A 14,186-nucleotide genomic window follows, 5' to 3' on the forward strand; every position below is an offset into this window, starting at 1 on the left:
GCCTTCCGCTCGGATCGCGGACCGGTCCGGCGGACCGGTCCCTCCTTGCGGGTCACCCGGAAGCCCGCCCACAAACGGCGCGCGGGCACACTGCGGGGCCGCCGGGCCCGGAAATCCGCTCGGACCGCTCCGGGCCCGCGCCCCACAATGGCCCGCATGACGATGTGGACGATCACCCCGGAGGCGCCCGGCTCCCCGGTCGCCGCCGCGCTGTGGCGGGCTTACTACACCGAGGTCAGCGACCGCTGGTATCTGCGGTACGAGGGCCACCGCACCGATCCGGCGGAGCTGGAGCGGGAGATCGCGGCCGGCACCGGAGCCGAACTCGCCCCGCCGCACGGGCGGTTGCTGGTGGGGCGGTACGGCGGGAGGGCGGCCGGCAGCGCGGGCGTACGGCTCCTCGATCCCGAAACCGCCGAGCTGACCCGGGTGTTCGTGGCGGAGGACATGCGCGGCAGGGGCGGGGCGGCACTGCTGGTGGCCGCCGCCGAGGACGCCGCCCGCGCGCTCGGCGCCCGTCGGCTCGTCCTCGACACCCGCGGCGACCTGGTCGAGGCCCGCGCCCTGTACGCCCGCCTCGGCTACACCGAGACCGCACCCCACAACACCGACCGGTACGCCGAACACTGGTTCCGCAAGGAGCTGGTGCCGGTCAACTGAGCCTGGTCCCGGGCGCGTTGTGCGGGTGCTCGGGCACGGTGTGCGGGCGTTCCCGCTCGGCGCCGCACAGTTCCGTGGACAGTTCCCTGACCAGTTTCACCAGGTCGGTGGAGCGACCGGGCTGCCACCAGTCGCCGAGCAGCGCGGCGAGCGACTCCTCGCGGGCCACGGCGAGCCGTTCGGCGGCCTCGCGCCCGGTCGCGGTCAAGTACAGCTCCAGGCCCCGGCGTTCGGCCAGCCGCCGCACCTCGACCTGGCGGGCGGCATCCATGACGGCCTCCAGCGGGACGGGGCTGCGCTCGGCGAGCACCCCGGGTTCCACGGAGCCGTTGCGGCGGATGCGCAGCAGCAGCCAACTGGCCGCGGGCAGCAGGTCGTACCCGGCCCGCTCGGTGATGTCCCGGTAGACCTCGCGGCGCCCCTCGCGGGTGCCGAGCACCGACAGGGCGCGGCACACCTCGTCGTACGAGGAGCGCTGGACCGGGTTGGGCGCGAGGGTCTCGGAGACGTCCGGCGCGGTGACCGAGCCGCGCAGCGGATCCTCCTTCAGCAGCCAGGCCAGCAGGAAGCCGAGGAGGGCGACGGGGGCGGCGTAGAGGAAGACGTCGGTGATGGACGACGCGTAGGCGTGCAGGGCGGCGGGGCGCAGGGCGGGTGGCAGGGCCCCGATGCCGCGCGGGTCGGCCTTGAGGGTGTCCGGGTTCACCCCGGGCGGCAGATGGACGCCCGCGAAGGCGGCGGTGAGCTTGTCGGCGAGGCGGCTCGCGAAGACGGTGCCGAAGATGGCGACGCCGAAGGAGGCACCGATGGAGCGGAAGAAGGTGGCCCCGGAGGTGGCGACGCCCAGATCCTCGTACGAGACGGCGTTCTGCACGATCAGCACCAGGACCTGCATGACCAGGCCGAGGCCGAGGCCGAAGACGAAGAAGTAGGTGCTCATCTCGGCGGTGGAGCTGGTCTCGTCCAGGCGGTGCAGCAGGAGCAGTCCGATGGCGGTTATGGCGGTGCCGGTGACCGGGAAGACCTTCCAGCGGCCGGTGCGGCTGACGATCTGCCCGGAGACGGTGGAGGACAGCAGCAGCCCGAAGACCATCGGCAGCATGTACACCCCGGACATGGTCGGGGAGACGCCGTGCACGACCTGGAGGAAGGTCGGCAGATAGGTCATCGCGCCGAACATGGCGAAGCCGACGATGAAGCTGATGACGGCGGCTAGGGTGAAGGTGCGGATGCGGAACAGCCCCAGCGGGAGCACCGGTTCGGCGGCCCGGCGCTCCACGGCCACGAACGCGACCGCGAGCAGCACGCCGACCACCGCGAGCGAGATGATCTGCGGCGAGCCCCAGGCCCAGGTGGTGCCGCCGAGGGAGGCCACGAGGACCAGGCAGGTGGCGACGCAGGCGATCAGGAAGGTGCCGAGGTAGTCGATGACATGGCGGGCGCTGCGCACCGGTATGTGCAGGGCGGCGGCGATCACGGCGAGCGCCACGATGCCGATGGGCAGATTGACGTAGAACACCCAGCGCCAGCTCAGATGCTCGGTGAACAGCCCGCCCAGCAGCGGTCCGAGCACGCTGGTCGCGCCGAACACGGCGCCGAACAGGCCCTGGTAGCGGCCCCGGTCGCGGGGCGGCACGATATCGCCGACGATCGCCATCGACAGCACCATCAGCCCGCCGCCGCCCAGGCCCTGGAGCGCCCGGAAGCCGATCAGCTGGGGCATGTTCTGTGCCATGCCGCACAGCGCCGAGCCGATCAGGAAGATCACGATGGCGGTCTGGAACAGCTTCTTGCGCCCGTACTGGTCGCCGAGCTTGCCCCACAGCGGGGTGGCGGCGGTCGAGGCCAGCAGATAGGCGGTGACCACCCAGGACAGGTGCTCGAGGCCGCCGAGGTCGCTGACGATGGTGGGCAGCGCGGTCGACACGATGGTCTGGTCGAGCGCGGCGAGCAGCAGCCCGAGGAGCAGCGCCCCGATCGAGACGAACACGCCGCGCGCCACGGGTTCCTCCCCGCTCACGTCCTTCGCCGCACCGTGCGTGTCCAGGGCCATGGAGACCTCCCGGGGCTGGGGGCTGGGATGCGCCCCTTCCATCCTGGGCGGTGTCACCGTTTATGGCCTGTCGAGTCCTGCGGTTGTGGAGGGAATGGGCATACCCTGTGTGGCTTCGGGGGTTCCAGGGGAGGGGACGAACGTGACCGGGGAGAAGGGCACGGCCTGCCCGGAGTGCGGCACACCGAGGGACGCGGCGGGCGCCCCGTCCTGCGACTGCGCCGAGCGCACGGCCGAGGCACTGCGCCGCGCCCGTACGGCACAGGCGGCAGCGGCGGAGGACTTCGACCCGCTGCGGATACGGCCCTACGTGGACGTGGGCACCGCGGACGGCGAGGATCCCCCGCCCGCTCCCTCGCCCGCTCCTCCGCCCGCTCTCTCACCCCTTGAAGCCACGATGCCGCTGCGCCCGGTGGCCGGGTCCGACGTACGGCTCTTCGAGCAGGCCCCCGGCGAGCCCGGCCCCGCGTCCGCGTCCGCCGGGACGCCCGGGGAGCCGGTCCGGCGGCGGCGATTCGGCCGTGCCGCGTTGATCGCCGCGGCGGGCGCGGGCGCGGCGGTCGTCGCGGCGGCCGGTGTCGCGCTGTTCTCGTACCACACGCCGTCCCACGACGACGCGGCCCCGGAGGTCAGGGAGAGCGTCCCGGACGTGCCACCGCCGGCCACCGCGACGCCCTCGGCGCACGACACCTCCGCCCCGTCCCGCTCGACGGCACGCTCGGCGCCCGCGCCCCCGCCGAGCCCCTCACCCACCCCGACGCGTTCGGCGCCGCCGTCCCCGACACCGACCCCGGGCCGGACGCCGTCCCGGGCCCCCTCCCCCACCGCCTCCACGCCGAGCGCCCCGGCGAGCACGGCGGTCCTGGAACGCGGCGACTCCGGCCCGCAGGTCGTCGAACTGGAGTACCGGCTGTGGGAGTTGAACCTGTACGACGGTGACGTGAACGGCGTCTACACGCACCCCGTGGAGAACGCCGTCAGCACATACCAACTGGCCCGGGGCATCCAGGGCGACCCCCTCGGGGTGTACGGCCCACAGACCCGGGCAAGCCTGGAGTCGGAGACGTCGGGGCCGTAGGGGCCCGTAAGGGGGGCGGCGGGGCCCGTAGGGACCGCAGGGGCGGTGAGACCCGCAGGGACCGCAGGGGCGGTGAGACCCGCAGGGACCCGTAAGGGCCGTAGGACCCGCAGGGGTCGTAGGGTCCGTGAGACCCGCAAGGGCCGCAGGGACCCATAAGGGCCGCAGGGCCCGCAAGGGCCGCAGGGACCCATAAGGGCCGCAGGGCCCGCAAGGGCCGCAGGGCCCGCAAGGGCCGCAGGGCCCGCAAGGGCCGCAAGGCCCGCAAGGGCCGCAAGGCCCGCAAGGGCCGCAAGGCCCGCAAGGGCCGCAAGGCCCGCAAGGCCCGCAAGGCCCGCAAGGGCCGCAGGGACCTCAGGGACCCGCAGGCACCCGCAGGGACCGCACGGCCATAAGCCCCGCAGGGAACCGCAGCCCCCTGCACACCCCCGCCCCACACTCCCGCCCCGCCCCCCGCCGCCGTCAGCCGATACGCAGCCGGATCCCGGTGCCCGGCGCGGCCTCGACCCGGACCCGGGTCAGGTCGGGTACCACGACGTCGGGGCCATGGGCCGCCGCCCGGGGGCCCACCCCCACCACGACCATCCCCGCGGCCCGGCCCGCCTCGATCCCCGCGCCGGAGTCCTCGAAGACGACGCACTCGGCCGGGGCGACGCCCAGTTCGGCGGCGCCCTTGAGGAAGCCCTCGGGGTCCGGCTTGCTCGCGCCGACCGACTCGGCGGTGACCCGGACCTCGGGCAGCGGGAGCCCCGCCGCGTTCATCCGGGCGGTGGACAGGCCGACGTCCGCCGAGGTCACCAGGGCGTGCGGCAGCTCACGCAGCGCGGCGAGGAAGACGGAGGCCCCGGCGATCTCGATCACGCCGTCCATGTCCGCGGTCTCCTCGGCGAGCATGCGCGCGTTCTCCGCGAGGTTCTGCTCCACGGGCCGCTGGGGCAGCAGCGCGGCCATCGTGGCGTGCCCTTGGCGGCCGTGCACCACCTTCATCACGGCGTCGCCGTCCAGCCCGTGCCGCCCCGCCCAGCGCCGCCAGACGCGTTCGACCACGGCATCCGAGTTGACGAGGGTGCCGTCCATGTCGAGCAGCAGGGCACCGGCGTCGAGGACGGTGGGGGCGGGCGCGGGGATGGCCGTCATCGGCAGTTGCTCCAGGAACGAGAGGCCCCGCACGGGCGCGGCGGGGAGGGGACAAGGCGGCCCCGCCCGCCGGTCAGGGAAAACGGGCGGGAGCCACTTTGTTTTTCTACGGTACAAAACCCGGCGGCCTTCCCGCCACCACCCCCGTGATGATTCATCCGACGTTCAGCTCAGCCCGCGACCGCCTCGTACAGGCTCCAGGCGCCGAGACCCACCATCAGCAGCGCCGCGATCTGCGTGATCAGCCGCAGCGGAACCTTCTTCATCAGGGCCTTTCCGCCCACGATGCCGAGCCCGGCGACGGCCCACAGACCGAGCACCGCGCCGAGGCCGACGGAGATCGGGTCGTCGTAGCGGGCGGCGAGGTTGGCGGTCATGATCTGGGTGAGGTCGCCGAACTCGGCGACCAGGATGAGCATGAAGCCCGTCCCCGCGACCTTCCAGAAGGACTGGTCGGCGGGCTTCTTGATCTCCTCCTCGCCCTCCTCCTTGTGCAGCAGCAGCATCGCGGCGCCACCGAGGAAGAGCAGACCGGTGATGGCGTGCACGAGTCGCTGGGGCAGCAGGGTGAGCACGCTGCCCGCGGCCACCGCGAGCACGACATGCACCAGGAAGGCCGCGGCGACGCCCGCGAAGACGTAACCGGCCCGGTAGCGGGTGCCGAGCACGAGACCGGCGAGCGCGGTCTTGTCCGGCAGTTCGGCGAGGAAGATGACGCCGAAGACGAGCGCCGTCACGGTGATGCTGATCAAGGGTCCTCAATCGGTCGGGGCCACCCCACCGAGAGTGCGACACATCTTCCGACGACACCTCGGCGCGGCAGCACACTCGGTGTCCGCACCTGATCGCGCGGACGTGCACTGCTGTGCCGAAGGTCTCGCTGGCGGTACCGAGGGTCCGCCTCCGGGCGCCGGCTCAGGCTCGCTGAGCAGTATGTCGACGGTCCGGCGAAGAGCTACTCCCCTTCTGCGCTCCCCATGATACGGGACGGCAAAGTCCACCCCTCAACCTTGCATTGACATGCGCATGTCACTAGCTTCTTACCGGGCGCTCACCCTCCGGTAACTCCTCGTCGCGAGCATTCCCTGACTCGTGGCCCAAAACCCCACCCCCACAAGGGAGTTCAGCAATGCCCAAGTTCTACGCGCGTCGACGCCTCAGCGTACTCGCCGGTCTCACCGGCCTGGTCGCCACCGCCGCGCTGTTCAACTCCCCCACCGCCTCCGCGGCCCTGCCGACGCCGATCAGCGGGTCCACCGCCCGCAGCTACCTCTCCCAGCTCACCGTCGCCGCCGAGGACCGCACCGGCTACAGCCGCGACAAGTTCCCGACGTGGATCACCATCGAGGGCACCTGCAACACCCGTGAGTACATCATCAAGCGGGACGGCACGAACGTCGTCACCAACTCCGCCTGCACCGCCACCAGCGGCAGTTGGTACTCGCCGTACGACGGCGCGACCTGGACCTCCGCCTCCGACGTGGACATCGACCACCTCGTGCCGCTGGCCGAGGCCTGGGACTCCGGCGCGAGCAAGTGGACCACCGCCCAGCGCCAGGCGTTCGCCAACGACGTCACCCGCCCCCAGCTCCTCGCCGTCACGGACAACGTCAACCAGTCCAAGGGCGACCAGGACCCGGCCACCTGGATCCCGTCCCGCACCGCGTACGACTGCACGTACGTCCGCGCCTGGGTGCAGGTGAAGTACTACTACGACCTGTCCGTCGACCCGGCGGAGAAGACCGCGCTGCAGAACGACCTGTCGGGCTGCTGACCGGAGCCCCGCGCACGAGAGCCCGGCCGGATCGACTCCGGCCGGGCTCTTCGCCGTTCCACGACCGCCACGGCCACCCCGACCGCCCCGGCCGCCCCGTGCGCGACGACGGCGCCGCGCACGGCCTCAGGAAGCGGGCTGCCTGCGCATCAGGAATCCCGCCGCCGCGCCCGCCCCGAACAGCGCGGCCAGGGACACCCCGGTCGCCAGCCAGGTGGCGCCGAGCCAGCGCGCGCCGAAGTAGCCGAGGGCGACGCTGTAGGCGGCCCAGGACAGACCGGCGAGGGCGGACCAGGGGAGGAAGTCGCGGGCCCGGCGGTGGGCGGCACCGGCGCAGAAGGAGACGACCGAGCGGCCGGCGGGCGCGAAGCGGGCGAGGACGACGAGCGCGCCGCCGCCCCGGGCCAGCGCGCCACCGAGACGTTCCTGCGCGGTGGTCAGCCGCCGGGAGCGGGCTATCGCGCGGTCCAGCCGCTCCCCGCCCCGCCAGGCCAGCCGATAGGCCACCAGGTCACCGAGGACCGAGGCGGCGGCGGCCAGCAGGACCAGCGCCAGCAGGTCCGGCACCCCGTGCGGGACCCGGCCGGTCGCGGCGCTCGCCGCGCCCGAGCCCGCGGCCGCCGCCGTGCCCGCCGTGATGACGAGCACACCGCTCGGCAGCACCGGCAGGAACACGTCCAGCAGCACGGACAGGGACACCACGGCATAGATCCACGGTCCGGCCGCCAGCGACCCCACACTCTCGAACACGTCTTCTCCTGTTACTTCCCCCGATGACAGCCGTACAGCGTACGCCGAGGGTGTGACACGAGGTGCGCGGGGGGCTACAGAACCGGTCGAACGGTACGGCGCCCCACCCCGGCCGGGCCGGAGCGGGGCGCCGTGGGGACGACGCGGGAGAGTCCCGTCACGCGGCTATCGGGGCCTGCTCCGGAACGCGCTCGTCCTGCGCCGCCGCACGCCGGACGAGGAGCCGGTCGAGCCCGAAGGCGCCGGAGCCGGTGAAGACCAGCAGGAGGAAGGCCCAGCAGAACATGACCGCGGGCTCACCGCCGTTCTGGATGGGCAGCAGCGCGTGCTGCTGGTGGATGTCGAAGTACGCGAACGCCATCGAGCCGGAGGCGATCAGCGCGGCACCGCGGGTGCCGAGGCCGACGAGCACCAGGGCACCGGCGACCAGCTGGATCACGGCCGCGTACCAGCCGGGCCAGGTGCCGGTGGCCACGGTGCCGCCGTGGGTGCCCACGGCCCCGCCGAGGACACCGAAGAGCGAGGCGGCGCCGTGCGCGGTGAAGAGCAGGCCGACGACGATGCGGAACAGCCCGAGAGCGTAGGGCTGCGCGGAGTTGAGGCGAGCGGAAGGCATGGGAGGTTGACCCTCTCAGTGTCGGACGACTCGCCGGGGACGGGCGAGCCGGTGGGGGCGGCGGAACCGAATGAGGGGTATAGGTTAGGCGTACCTAACCAATGCTTGCAAGTTCAAGTTCTGGCCAACGTTCCACTTCAGGTGAGAGCCCCGACCCTGACCCGACAGCATGTAGGGTCAGGTGGGCATGCGTACAGGTGCGCGAAAATATGACCGAAACTAGCCCTGGCGAACCGGATCGACCGCATGAAAGGCGCCACGAGGGACGCTACGGGCTCGGTGTTACGGGCGTTCTTCCGCTTCCGTAACAGCGCGTGGCACGTGCCCGCGCTGCCCGCGCACCTCCAGCCCGCCGAGCAGTTCGGCCGTGGCACGGGCGACGGCGGTCACGGCGGCGTCGAAGACCTCGCGATTGTGGGCGGCGGGGGCGCGGAAGCCCGAGACCTTGCGCACGTATTGCAGCGCGGCGGCGTGGATGTCCTCCTCCGTGGCCTCGGTGGGCAGCACGGGCGGACGCAGCGTCTTGATACTCCGGCACATGCCTTCAGTCTCGCGCCGCGGCCGGAGCGGCGAGAGGGGCGCGGGAGAGACAGACAAAAGAGGGACGCACGGGAGGCGTCGGAAAACAAGAAGGGGCAATAAAAGGGGCAATAAGAAGAGGCGAGGACGTCACCGGACTCCTCGCCACTCTCAACGTATAGCGCATGGGGGCCCTTGCGGCAAGGCCCCCCTGATGCCGCAGAATCGCCCCTCTGGTCCAAAAAACACCGACTCGCGGAGCCGAGAGAGACCCCTCCTCTCTCCGCCCCCCTCTCTCGCCTCCCCCTCCCGAATCCCTCGAATCCCTCGAATCTCTCGAATCTCTCGAACCGGAGCCTCCCCGTGTCCACCGCCACCAGCGCCTTCGACCTCCCCGACCGCCTCTCCGCCAAGGCCGCCCCGGAGCTGATCGCCACCGACGACGCGCACTTCGCGGCGATCGCGCGATGCCTGGAGCGGACCATCGCCGAGGTCTCCGACCAGCTCGACCAGGAGCGCCGGGCCCCCGGCGGACTGGGCCGGCAGGCGCTGGACCGGGACGCCGAGGTGCACCGGCTGACCACCCGCCTGCGCGCCCTGCGCCGCTTCGGCCTCGACCTCTGCCTCGGCCGCATGGTGAGCGCCGAGCACCCCGACGAGCCCGTCTACGTCGGCCGGCTCGGCCTGACCGACCACACCGGCCGCCGGCTGCTGCTGGACTGGCGCTCCCCGGCCGCGGAGCCCTTCTTCGGCGCCACCCACGGCAACCCGATGGGCCTGGCGAGCCGCCGCAGATACCGCTGGGCGGACGGCCGTATCCGCGACTACTGGGACGAGGTGTTCGCCCCGGACGCGCTGGACGGACACGCCGCGCTGGACGACCAGTCGGCGTTCATCGCGAGCCTGGGCGGCAACCGCTCGCCGCGGATGCGCGATGTGCTCGGCACCATCCAGGCCGACCAGGACGCCATCATCCGGGCGGGCTCGCGCGGCGCCCTGGTCGTGGACGGCGGCCCCGGCACCGGCAAGACGGTCGTCGCCCTGCACCGCTCCGCCTACCTCCTCTACTCCGACCCGCGGCTCGGCCACCGGCGCGGCGGAGTGCTGTTCGTCGGCCCGCACCGGCCGTATCTGGCGTACGTCTCCGATGTGCTGCCGAGCCTCGGCGAGGAGGGCGTGCAGACCTGCGTCCTGCGGGACCTCGTCGCCGAGGGCGCCACCGCGCGCACCGAGCCCGACCCCGAGGTCGCCCGGCTGAAGTCGTCCGCACGGCTGGTGGGGGCGATCGAGCGGGCCGTACGGTTCTACGAGGAGCCGCCCACCGAGCCGTTGACCATCACCACCCCCTGGGGCGAGCTCGAACTGACCGTCTCCGACTGGGAGTCGGCGTTCGACGCGGCCGAGCCCGGCACCCCGCACAACGAGGCGCGCGCACAGGTCTGGGACGAACTCCTCACTCTCCTGACCGAGGGGCACGAAGGCGCCCCCACCGAACTCCTGCGCAGGTCGCTCGCGGGCGACCGGGAGCTGCGCACAGCCTTCGACCGCTCCTGGCCCCTGCTGGAGGCGGCCGACCTCGTCGGCGACCTCTGGTCGGTACCGGCGTATCTGCGGCTGTGCGCGCCCTGGCTCACGCCCGAGGAGGTACGACTGCTGCGGCGCGCGGACGCGGGGGCGTGGACGGTGTCCGACCTGCCGTTCCTGGACGCGGCACGGCAGCGGCTCGGCGACCCGAAGGCGGCGGTGCGCGAACGGCGGCGCAAGGCCGCGGTCGCCGCGGAACACGCGCGGATGGCCGGGGTCATCGACAACATGCTCCAGGCCGACCACGACGGCGAGGGCGCGGTGACGATGCTGCACGGACAGGATCTGCGGGACGCGCTGATCGACGAGACGGTGCTGCCCACCGCCGAACCGGACGCGCTCGCGGGGCCGTTCGCGCACATCGTGGTGGACGAGGCGCAGGAACTCACCGACGCGGAATGGCAGATGCTGCTGTCGCGCTGCCCGTCGCGCAGCTTCACCATCGTCGGCGACCGCGCCCAGGCCCGGCACGGATTCACCGAGTCCTGGCAGGAGCGGCTCGCCCGAATCGGCTTCGGGCGAGTCGAGTTGGCCGGTCTGACCGTCAACTACCGTACGCCGAAGGAGATCATGGCGGAGGCCGAGCCGGTCGTGCGGGCCGCGCTGCCGGACGCCAATGTGCCGACCTCGATCCGCGGCAACGGCCTGCCGGTGCGCCGCGGTTCGGCGGCCGACCTGACCGCGGTCCTCGACGACTGGCTCGCCGCCCACCCCGAGGGCACCGTCTGCGTCATCGGCGACCCGGCCTTCCGCCCGTCGAGCCCCCGCGTCCGCTCGCTCTCCCCCACCCTGTCGAAGGGCCTGGAGTTCGATCTGGTCGTGCTGGTCGATCCCGAGCGCTTCGGGGAGGGTGTGGCGGGCGCCGTGGACCGCTATGTGGCGATGACCAGGGCCACCCGGCAGCTGATCATCCTCACGAGCCCCGCCCCGGAGCCCTCCCCTGTCGATGAACACTCGTTCGGATGAACCTCCCGATCGATCTCGCAACCGTAAATCGAACAGGCGTAGCATTGCGGCGTGGCTACGACCTATGAATTCCCCAGTGACCTCCTCGCCGGCCAGGAGGAGCTGCACCAGGTCAGGGCCGAGCTGTCGGCCCTGCTCAGGCGGCTGCCCTGGTCGGTCGAGCCGGTCGACGGCTTCAGTGACGACCACGGCTGGCGCAAGGCGGAGCGCCCCGCCTCCCCGGGCTGGACGGCCGACGAACAGGCCGAGGTGGAGAAGCTCCGCCGCCGCGAACACGAGCTCGCGGTGTTCATCAGCACCCACCGCTTCTGGGCCGAGGTCGCGGCCGAACAGCGCATGCAGGCCCGCAGCCGCCTGAAGCACGTCCACGAGGAGCGGGCACCCGAGGCCCCCGGGAACTCATGACCGATCAACCTGGTCCAACCAGTTGACCACCACCCCCGGTGCCCCCACTCTGATCGCCATGACTGAGGGACATATACCGGAGCGAGGCGGCCCGCGACCGGCTCTCCAGCGTCCGGCGCGGACGGCCGGGGCACCCCCGCTGATCGTGCTCTTCGCGGTGCTGTGCGTCGTCGAACTCATCGGGGTGGCGACCGGGACTCACGCCGTGGAGTGGGTCGCCAAACCCCTCCTGGCCCCGCTCCTCGCCGCCCACCTGTGGCGCCTGACCGGCACCCGGCACGCCTATGTCCTGACCGGGCTGCTGCTCGCCGCCGCCGGGGACATCGCCCTGCTGATCCCCGGCACCCCGGCCTTCGGCATCGGCCTCGCCCTCTTCCTGGGCGCCCAGCTCTGCTGGATCACGGCCTTCCTGCGCGCCGGCGCCCTCGGCCATCTGCGCAGCCGCCGCGCCGTCTGCGCCGCCTACCTCGCGGTCTGGGCCGCCGCCGTCGCCGCCCTCGCCCCCACCCTCGGCCCCGCCCTGGGCACCGCCGTGGCCGTCTACGCCCTCGCCCTGCTCACCATGGCCCTGACCGCCCGCGTCCTCGGCCCCAAGGCCCTCTGGGGCGGCCTGATCTTCGTCGCCTCCGACTCCCTGATCGGCCTCGGCGCCGCGGGCCTCGACTTCCCCGGCCGCTCCACCCTCTGCATGACCACCTACATCGCCGCCCTGACTCTCCTGGTCACCGCCTTCACCCCCCAACACAAAGAGCCCCCGGCCACATTCGGCCGGGGGCTCTCCCCATCGGTGGGCGCGGACGGTTTCGAACCGCCGACATCCTGCTTGTAAGGCAGGCGCTCTACCCCTGAGCTACGCACCCGTGTCCCGGGCGGTGCCCAGGTCGAGTCGACAGCCTACCTTGCCCGAGCCCGTGCGGGGCAAACCCGGACGGCGGGGCAGCGGGAGCGGGCCGCGGGGCGTCCCCCACCCCACCTCCACTGCTTCGAACGGACCCGTCGGTCGCCGCCTCAGCCAGGGGAAAGGTCACAGTACGTACGGTGAACTGACGGGCCCGTGTGTTCGTCTGTACGGGGTGGGAGAATGGCACCACCCAGGGCGGACCACAGCACGGGAGAGGGATGTGACGGCGAGACCGGGCACGCCAGTGACACAGCCGTACCCACCGTCGTCCGCCGCGAGGACCCGGCACGGGGTCGGCGCCGCGCTCCGCGACACCCTCACCCTGATGAGCCTGCCCGCGCTCGCAGCGCTCGCGCTGCCCGCCGCGTTCGCGGGCGGCGGCACCCGGCGCTGGTTCGGTGGCCGGGCGGAGAGCCAGCGGGCGCAGGCGCAGGAGGCGAAGGACGCGGCGGCGGCCGCGTTCTACGAACTGGACACCGCGCAACGGGATCTGCGGATCTCCATCGAGACCATCACGGCGGTCGACGACTCCCCCGCCGCCCGGCGTGCCGCCTCGGACTTCGAGGGCCTCGGCCGGCGGATCGACGAGGTCAGTCAGCGGTACATCCAGGCGGTCGACGCCCATGACCTGGACCGGGCCGACCTGGAGGCCGCGGCGGCGACACGGGCGCGTGCCGAGCTGACGGCGGCGCGGGACGAGCTGCTGCGGGTCAGGCAGGAGCTGGAGCGGTTCGGCGGCTCGCTCGGTCCGCTGCTGGGTTCGGCCGAGACGCTGCTCGCCCGGGTGGCGCCCGCCGTGGAGCGGGCCCGCCAGGCGCTGCTGGCCGCGAGCAACGCGCTGGACGGCGTCCGGGAGCAGGGGCTGCGCGCCGATGACCTCGCGGGACGGCTGGCCGCGCTGGCGCCCGAGCTGACGAAGCTGAACCAGGGCGCGGGGCAGCACGGGGTGCAGCAGACGCTGGAGCGGGCCGAGCGGGTGCAGCGGGAGGCCGGGGCGATCCTGGCGGAGGCCGAGGGGCTGCCGCAGAAGGCGGCCGAGATCGATCACCGGCTGGTCTCGCTGCGGACCCGCGCGCAGGCGCTGACCACGCGCGCCGGGCAGGTGGATCCGGTGCTCAGCGAGTTGCGGCGGCGGTTCTCGGCGGCGTGCTGGCAGGACCTCCAGCAGGTGCCGGCGCAGGCGGTGGAGAACGTACGGCAGGCCGAGCGGAAGCTGGGCGAGGCGCAGTCGGCGCGGGACGCGCAGCGCTGGGCGGACGCCACCGCGCTGCTGTCGACGGTGCGGGCGCTGCTGAACGCGACGGACGACGCGGTCTCGGCGGCCGGTGACCGGCTGGCGCGGCTGAACGCGGTGCAGAAGGATCCGCAGGCGGAGATCGAGCGGACGCGGTTCGCGATCCGGGACGCGCAGCGGCTGGCGATGACGGGGCGGGCGACGCCGGATCCGCGTCATGCCCGGCCGCTGGACGACGCGGTGGCGCGGCTGGACCGGGCCGTCGCGGGTCTTGAGGGCGGCCGGCATCCGGACTACTGGCACTTCCTGACCGAGACGGACGCGGTGCGGCAGGCGGCGGCGCGGGTGGTGGCGCGGATCCGGGAGGACCGCGGGGGCGTCGCGCACTAGATGAGTGAGTCCGATGTGTGTGCTGGTCGCGACCATGGCGAAGGGCGCCCGTTGGTCAGTGTGTGAAGACAAACCTGGACGCCCTTCTGGCGGCACTGTACGTGTTCATCGACGACCAT

Annotated in this window: 13 protein-coding genes and 1 tRNA gene; 7 read left to right on the forward strand and 7 right to left on the reverse strand. The window is 72.8% G+C overall.

From position 1 onward, the window contains the following. The first annotated feature begins 147 nt into the window (after positions 1-147). On the forward strand, positions 148-660 hold the full coding sequence (locus ACLF5H_RS23300) for a GNAT family N-acetyltransferase (RefSeq protein ID WP_421677960.1): 513 nt from the start codon (positions 148-150) through the stop codon (positions 658-660). On the opposite strand, the gene ACLF5H_RS23305 is transcribed toward ACLF5H_RS23300, so the two are convergent. Beyond that, positions 653-2,713 (reverse strand): DHA2 family efflux MFS transporter permease subunit, encoded by a 2,061-nt coding sequence (locus ACLF5H_RS23305; protein ID WP_421677961.1) that lies wholly within the window; start codon positions 2,711-2,713, stop codon positions 653-655. The genes ACLF5H_RS23300 and ACLF5H_RS23305 overlap by 8 nt on opposite strands. A 142-nt stretch (positions 2,714-2,855) precedes the next feature. Between ACLF5H_RS23305 and ACLF5H_RS23310 the strand changes: the two genes are divergently transcribed. Beyond that, positions 2,856-3,791: a peptidoglycan-binding domain-containing protein gene (locus ACLF5H_RS23310; RefSeq protein ID WP_421677962.1), complete on the forward strand. Its 936-nt coding sequence runs from the start codon at positions 2,856-2,858 to the stop codon at positions 3,789-3,791. Between the two features lie 462 nt (positions 3,792-4,253). On the opposite strand, the gene ACLF5H_RS23315 is transcribed toward ACLF5H_RS23310, so the two are convergent. Further along, a complete protein-coding gene (locus tag ACLF5H_RS23315; RefSeq protein WP_421677963.1) occupies positions 4,254-4,928 on the reverse strand; it encodes an HAD family hydrolase in 675 nt (224 codons plus the stop codon). Between the two features lie 170 nt (positions 4,929-5,098). Then, positions 5,099-5,680, reverse strand: a complete 582-nt coding sequence (locus ACLF5H_RS23320; protein ID WP_037656187.1) for a TMEM165/GDT1 family protein — start codon at positions 5,678-5,680, stop codon at positions 5,099-5,101. Between the two features lie 377 nt (positions 5,681-6,057). Here ACLF5H_RS23320 and ACLF5H_RS23325 point away from each other — a divergent pair, with 377 nt between their 5' ends. Beyond that, complete coding sequence (locus ACLF5H_RS23325) at positions 6,058-6,702, forward strand: HNH endonuclease family protein (protein ID WP_421677964.1); 645 nt, start codon at positions 6,058-6,060, stop codon at positions 6,700-6,702. A gap of 126 nt (positions 6,703-6,828) precedes the next feature. Here ACLF5H_RS23325 and ACLF5H_RS23330 read toward each other — a convergent pair whose 3' ends face one another. The 3 genes from ACLF5H_RS23330 to ACLF5H_RS23340 form a co-directional block, all read right to left on the reverse strand. Next, positions 6,829-7,452: a DedA family protein gene (locus ACLF5H_RS23330; protein WP_093677005.1), complete on the reverse strand. Its 624-nt coding sequence runs from the start codon at positions 7,450-7,452 to the stop codon at positions 6,829-6,831. A 157-nt stretch (positions 7,453-7,609) separates the two neighbouring features. Next, positions 7,610-8,068 carry a DoxX family protein gene (locus ACLF5H_RS23335; protein ID WP_421677965.1) on the reverse strand — a complete coding sequence of 153 codons (459 nt, stop codon included), beginning with the start codon at positions 8,066-8,068 and terminating at the stop codon, positions 7,610-7,612. A 282-nt stretch (positions 8,069-8,350) separates the two neighbouring features. Then, positions 8,351-8,608, reverse strand: coding sequence for a DUF2277 domain-containing protein (locus ACLF5H_RS23340; RefSeq protein WP_421677966.1), 258 nt, complete (start codon positions 8,606-8,608; stop codon positions 8,351-8,353). 342 nt (positions 8,609-8,950) lie between these two features. Between ACLF5H_RS23340 and helR the strand changes: the two genes are divergently transcribed. From helR to ACLF5H_RS23355, 3 genes are read left to right on the forward strand one after another with little or no spacing between them, the layout of a single operon-like run. Next, positions 8,951-11,137 (forward strand): RNA polymerase recycling motor ATPase HelR, encoded by a 2,187-nt coding sequence (gene helR / locus ACLF5H_RS23345; protein ID WP_421677967.1) that lies wholly within the window; start codon positions 8,951-8,953, stop codon positions 11,135-11,137. Between the two features lie 51 nt (positions 11,138-11,188). Next, the gene (locus tag ACLF5H_RS23350; RefSeq protein WP_421677968.1) at positions 11,189-11,542 is read left to right on the forward strand and encodes a hypothetical protein; all 354 of its coding nucleotides are present in this window, start codon (positions 11,189-11,191) and stop codon (positions 11,540-11,542) included. A gap of 58 nt (positions 11,543-11,600) precedes the next feature. Beyond that, positions 11,601-12,371, forward strand: coding sequence for a lysoplasmalogenase family protein (locus ACLF5H_RS23355; RefSeq protein ID WP_421677974.1), 771 nt, complete (start codon positions 11,601-11,603; stop codon positions 12,369-12,371). Here ACLF5H_RS23355 and ACLF5H_RS23360 read toward each other — a convergent pair. After that, positions 12,331-12,402: transfer RNA gene (locus ACLF5H_RS23360), tRNA-Val, on the reverse strand. The genes ACLF5H_RS23355 and ACLF5H_RS23360 overlap by 41 nt on opposite strands. 261 nt (positions 12,403-12,663) lie before the next feature. Here ACLF5H_RS23360 and ACLF5H_RS23365 point away from each other — a divergent pair. Continuing rightward, positions 12,664-14,067, forward strand: a complete 1,404-nt coding sequence (locus ACLF5H_RS23365) for a hypothetical protein (protein ID WP_421677969.1) — start codon at positions 12,664-12,666, stop codon at positions 14,065-14,067. The last annotated feature ends 119 nt before the right edge of the window (positions 14,068-14,186 follow it).

The organism is Streptomyces sp. LaBMicrA B280 (genome assembly GCF_049222185.1).
GTDB lineage: Bacteria > Actinomycetota > Actinomycetes > Streptomycetales > Streptomycetaceae > Streptomyces > Streptomyces murinus.

Bases quoted from the DNA above. Each gene is read 5' to 3' on its own strand.
- ACLF5H_RS23300 (WP_421677960.1), top strand. From the start codon at position 148: ATGGCCCGCATGACGATGTGGACGATCACCCCGGAGGCGCCCGGCTCC.
- ACLF5H_RS23305 (WP_421677961.1), bottom strand. From the start codon at position 2,713: ATGGCCCTGGACACGCACGGTGCGGCGAAGGACGTGAGCGGGGAGGAA.
- ACLF5H_RS23315 (WP_421677963.1), bottom strand. From the start codon at position 4,928: ATGACGGCCATCCCCGCGCCCGCCCCCACCGTCCTCGACGCCGGTGCC.
- ACLF5H_RS23325 (WP_421677964.1), top strand. From the start codon at position 6,058: ATGCCCAAGTTCTACGCGCGTCGACGCCTCAGCGTACTCGCCGGTCTC.
- ACLF5H_RS23335 (WP_421677965.1), bottom strand. From the start codon at position 8,068: ATGCCTTCCGCTCGCCTCAACTCCGCGCAGCCCTACGCTCTCGGGCTG.
- ACLF5H_RS23340 (WP_421677966.1), bottom strand. From the start codon at position 8,608: ATGTGCCGGAGTATCAAGACGCTGCGTCCGCCCGTGCTGCCCACCGAG.
- ACLF5H_RS23355 (WP_421677974.1), top strand. From the start codon at position 11,601: ATGACTGAGGGACATATACCGGAGCGAGGCGGCCCGCGACCGGCTCTC.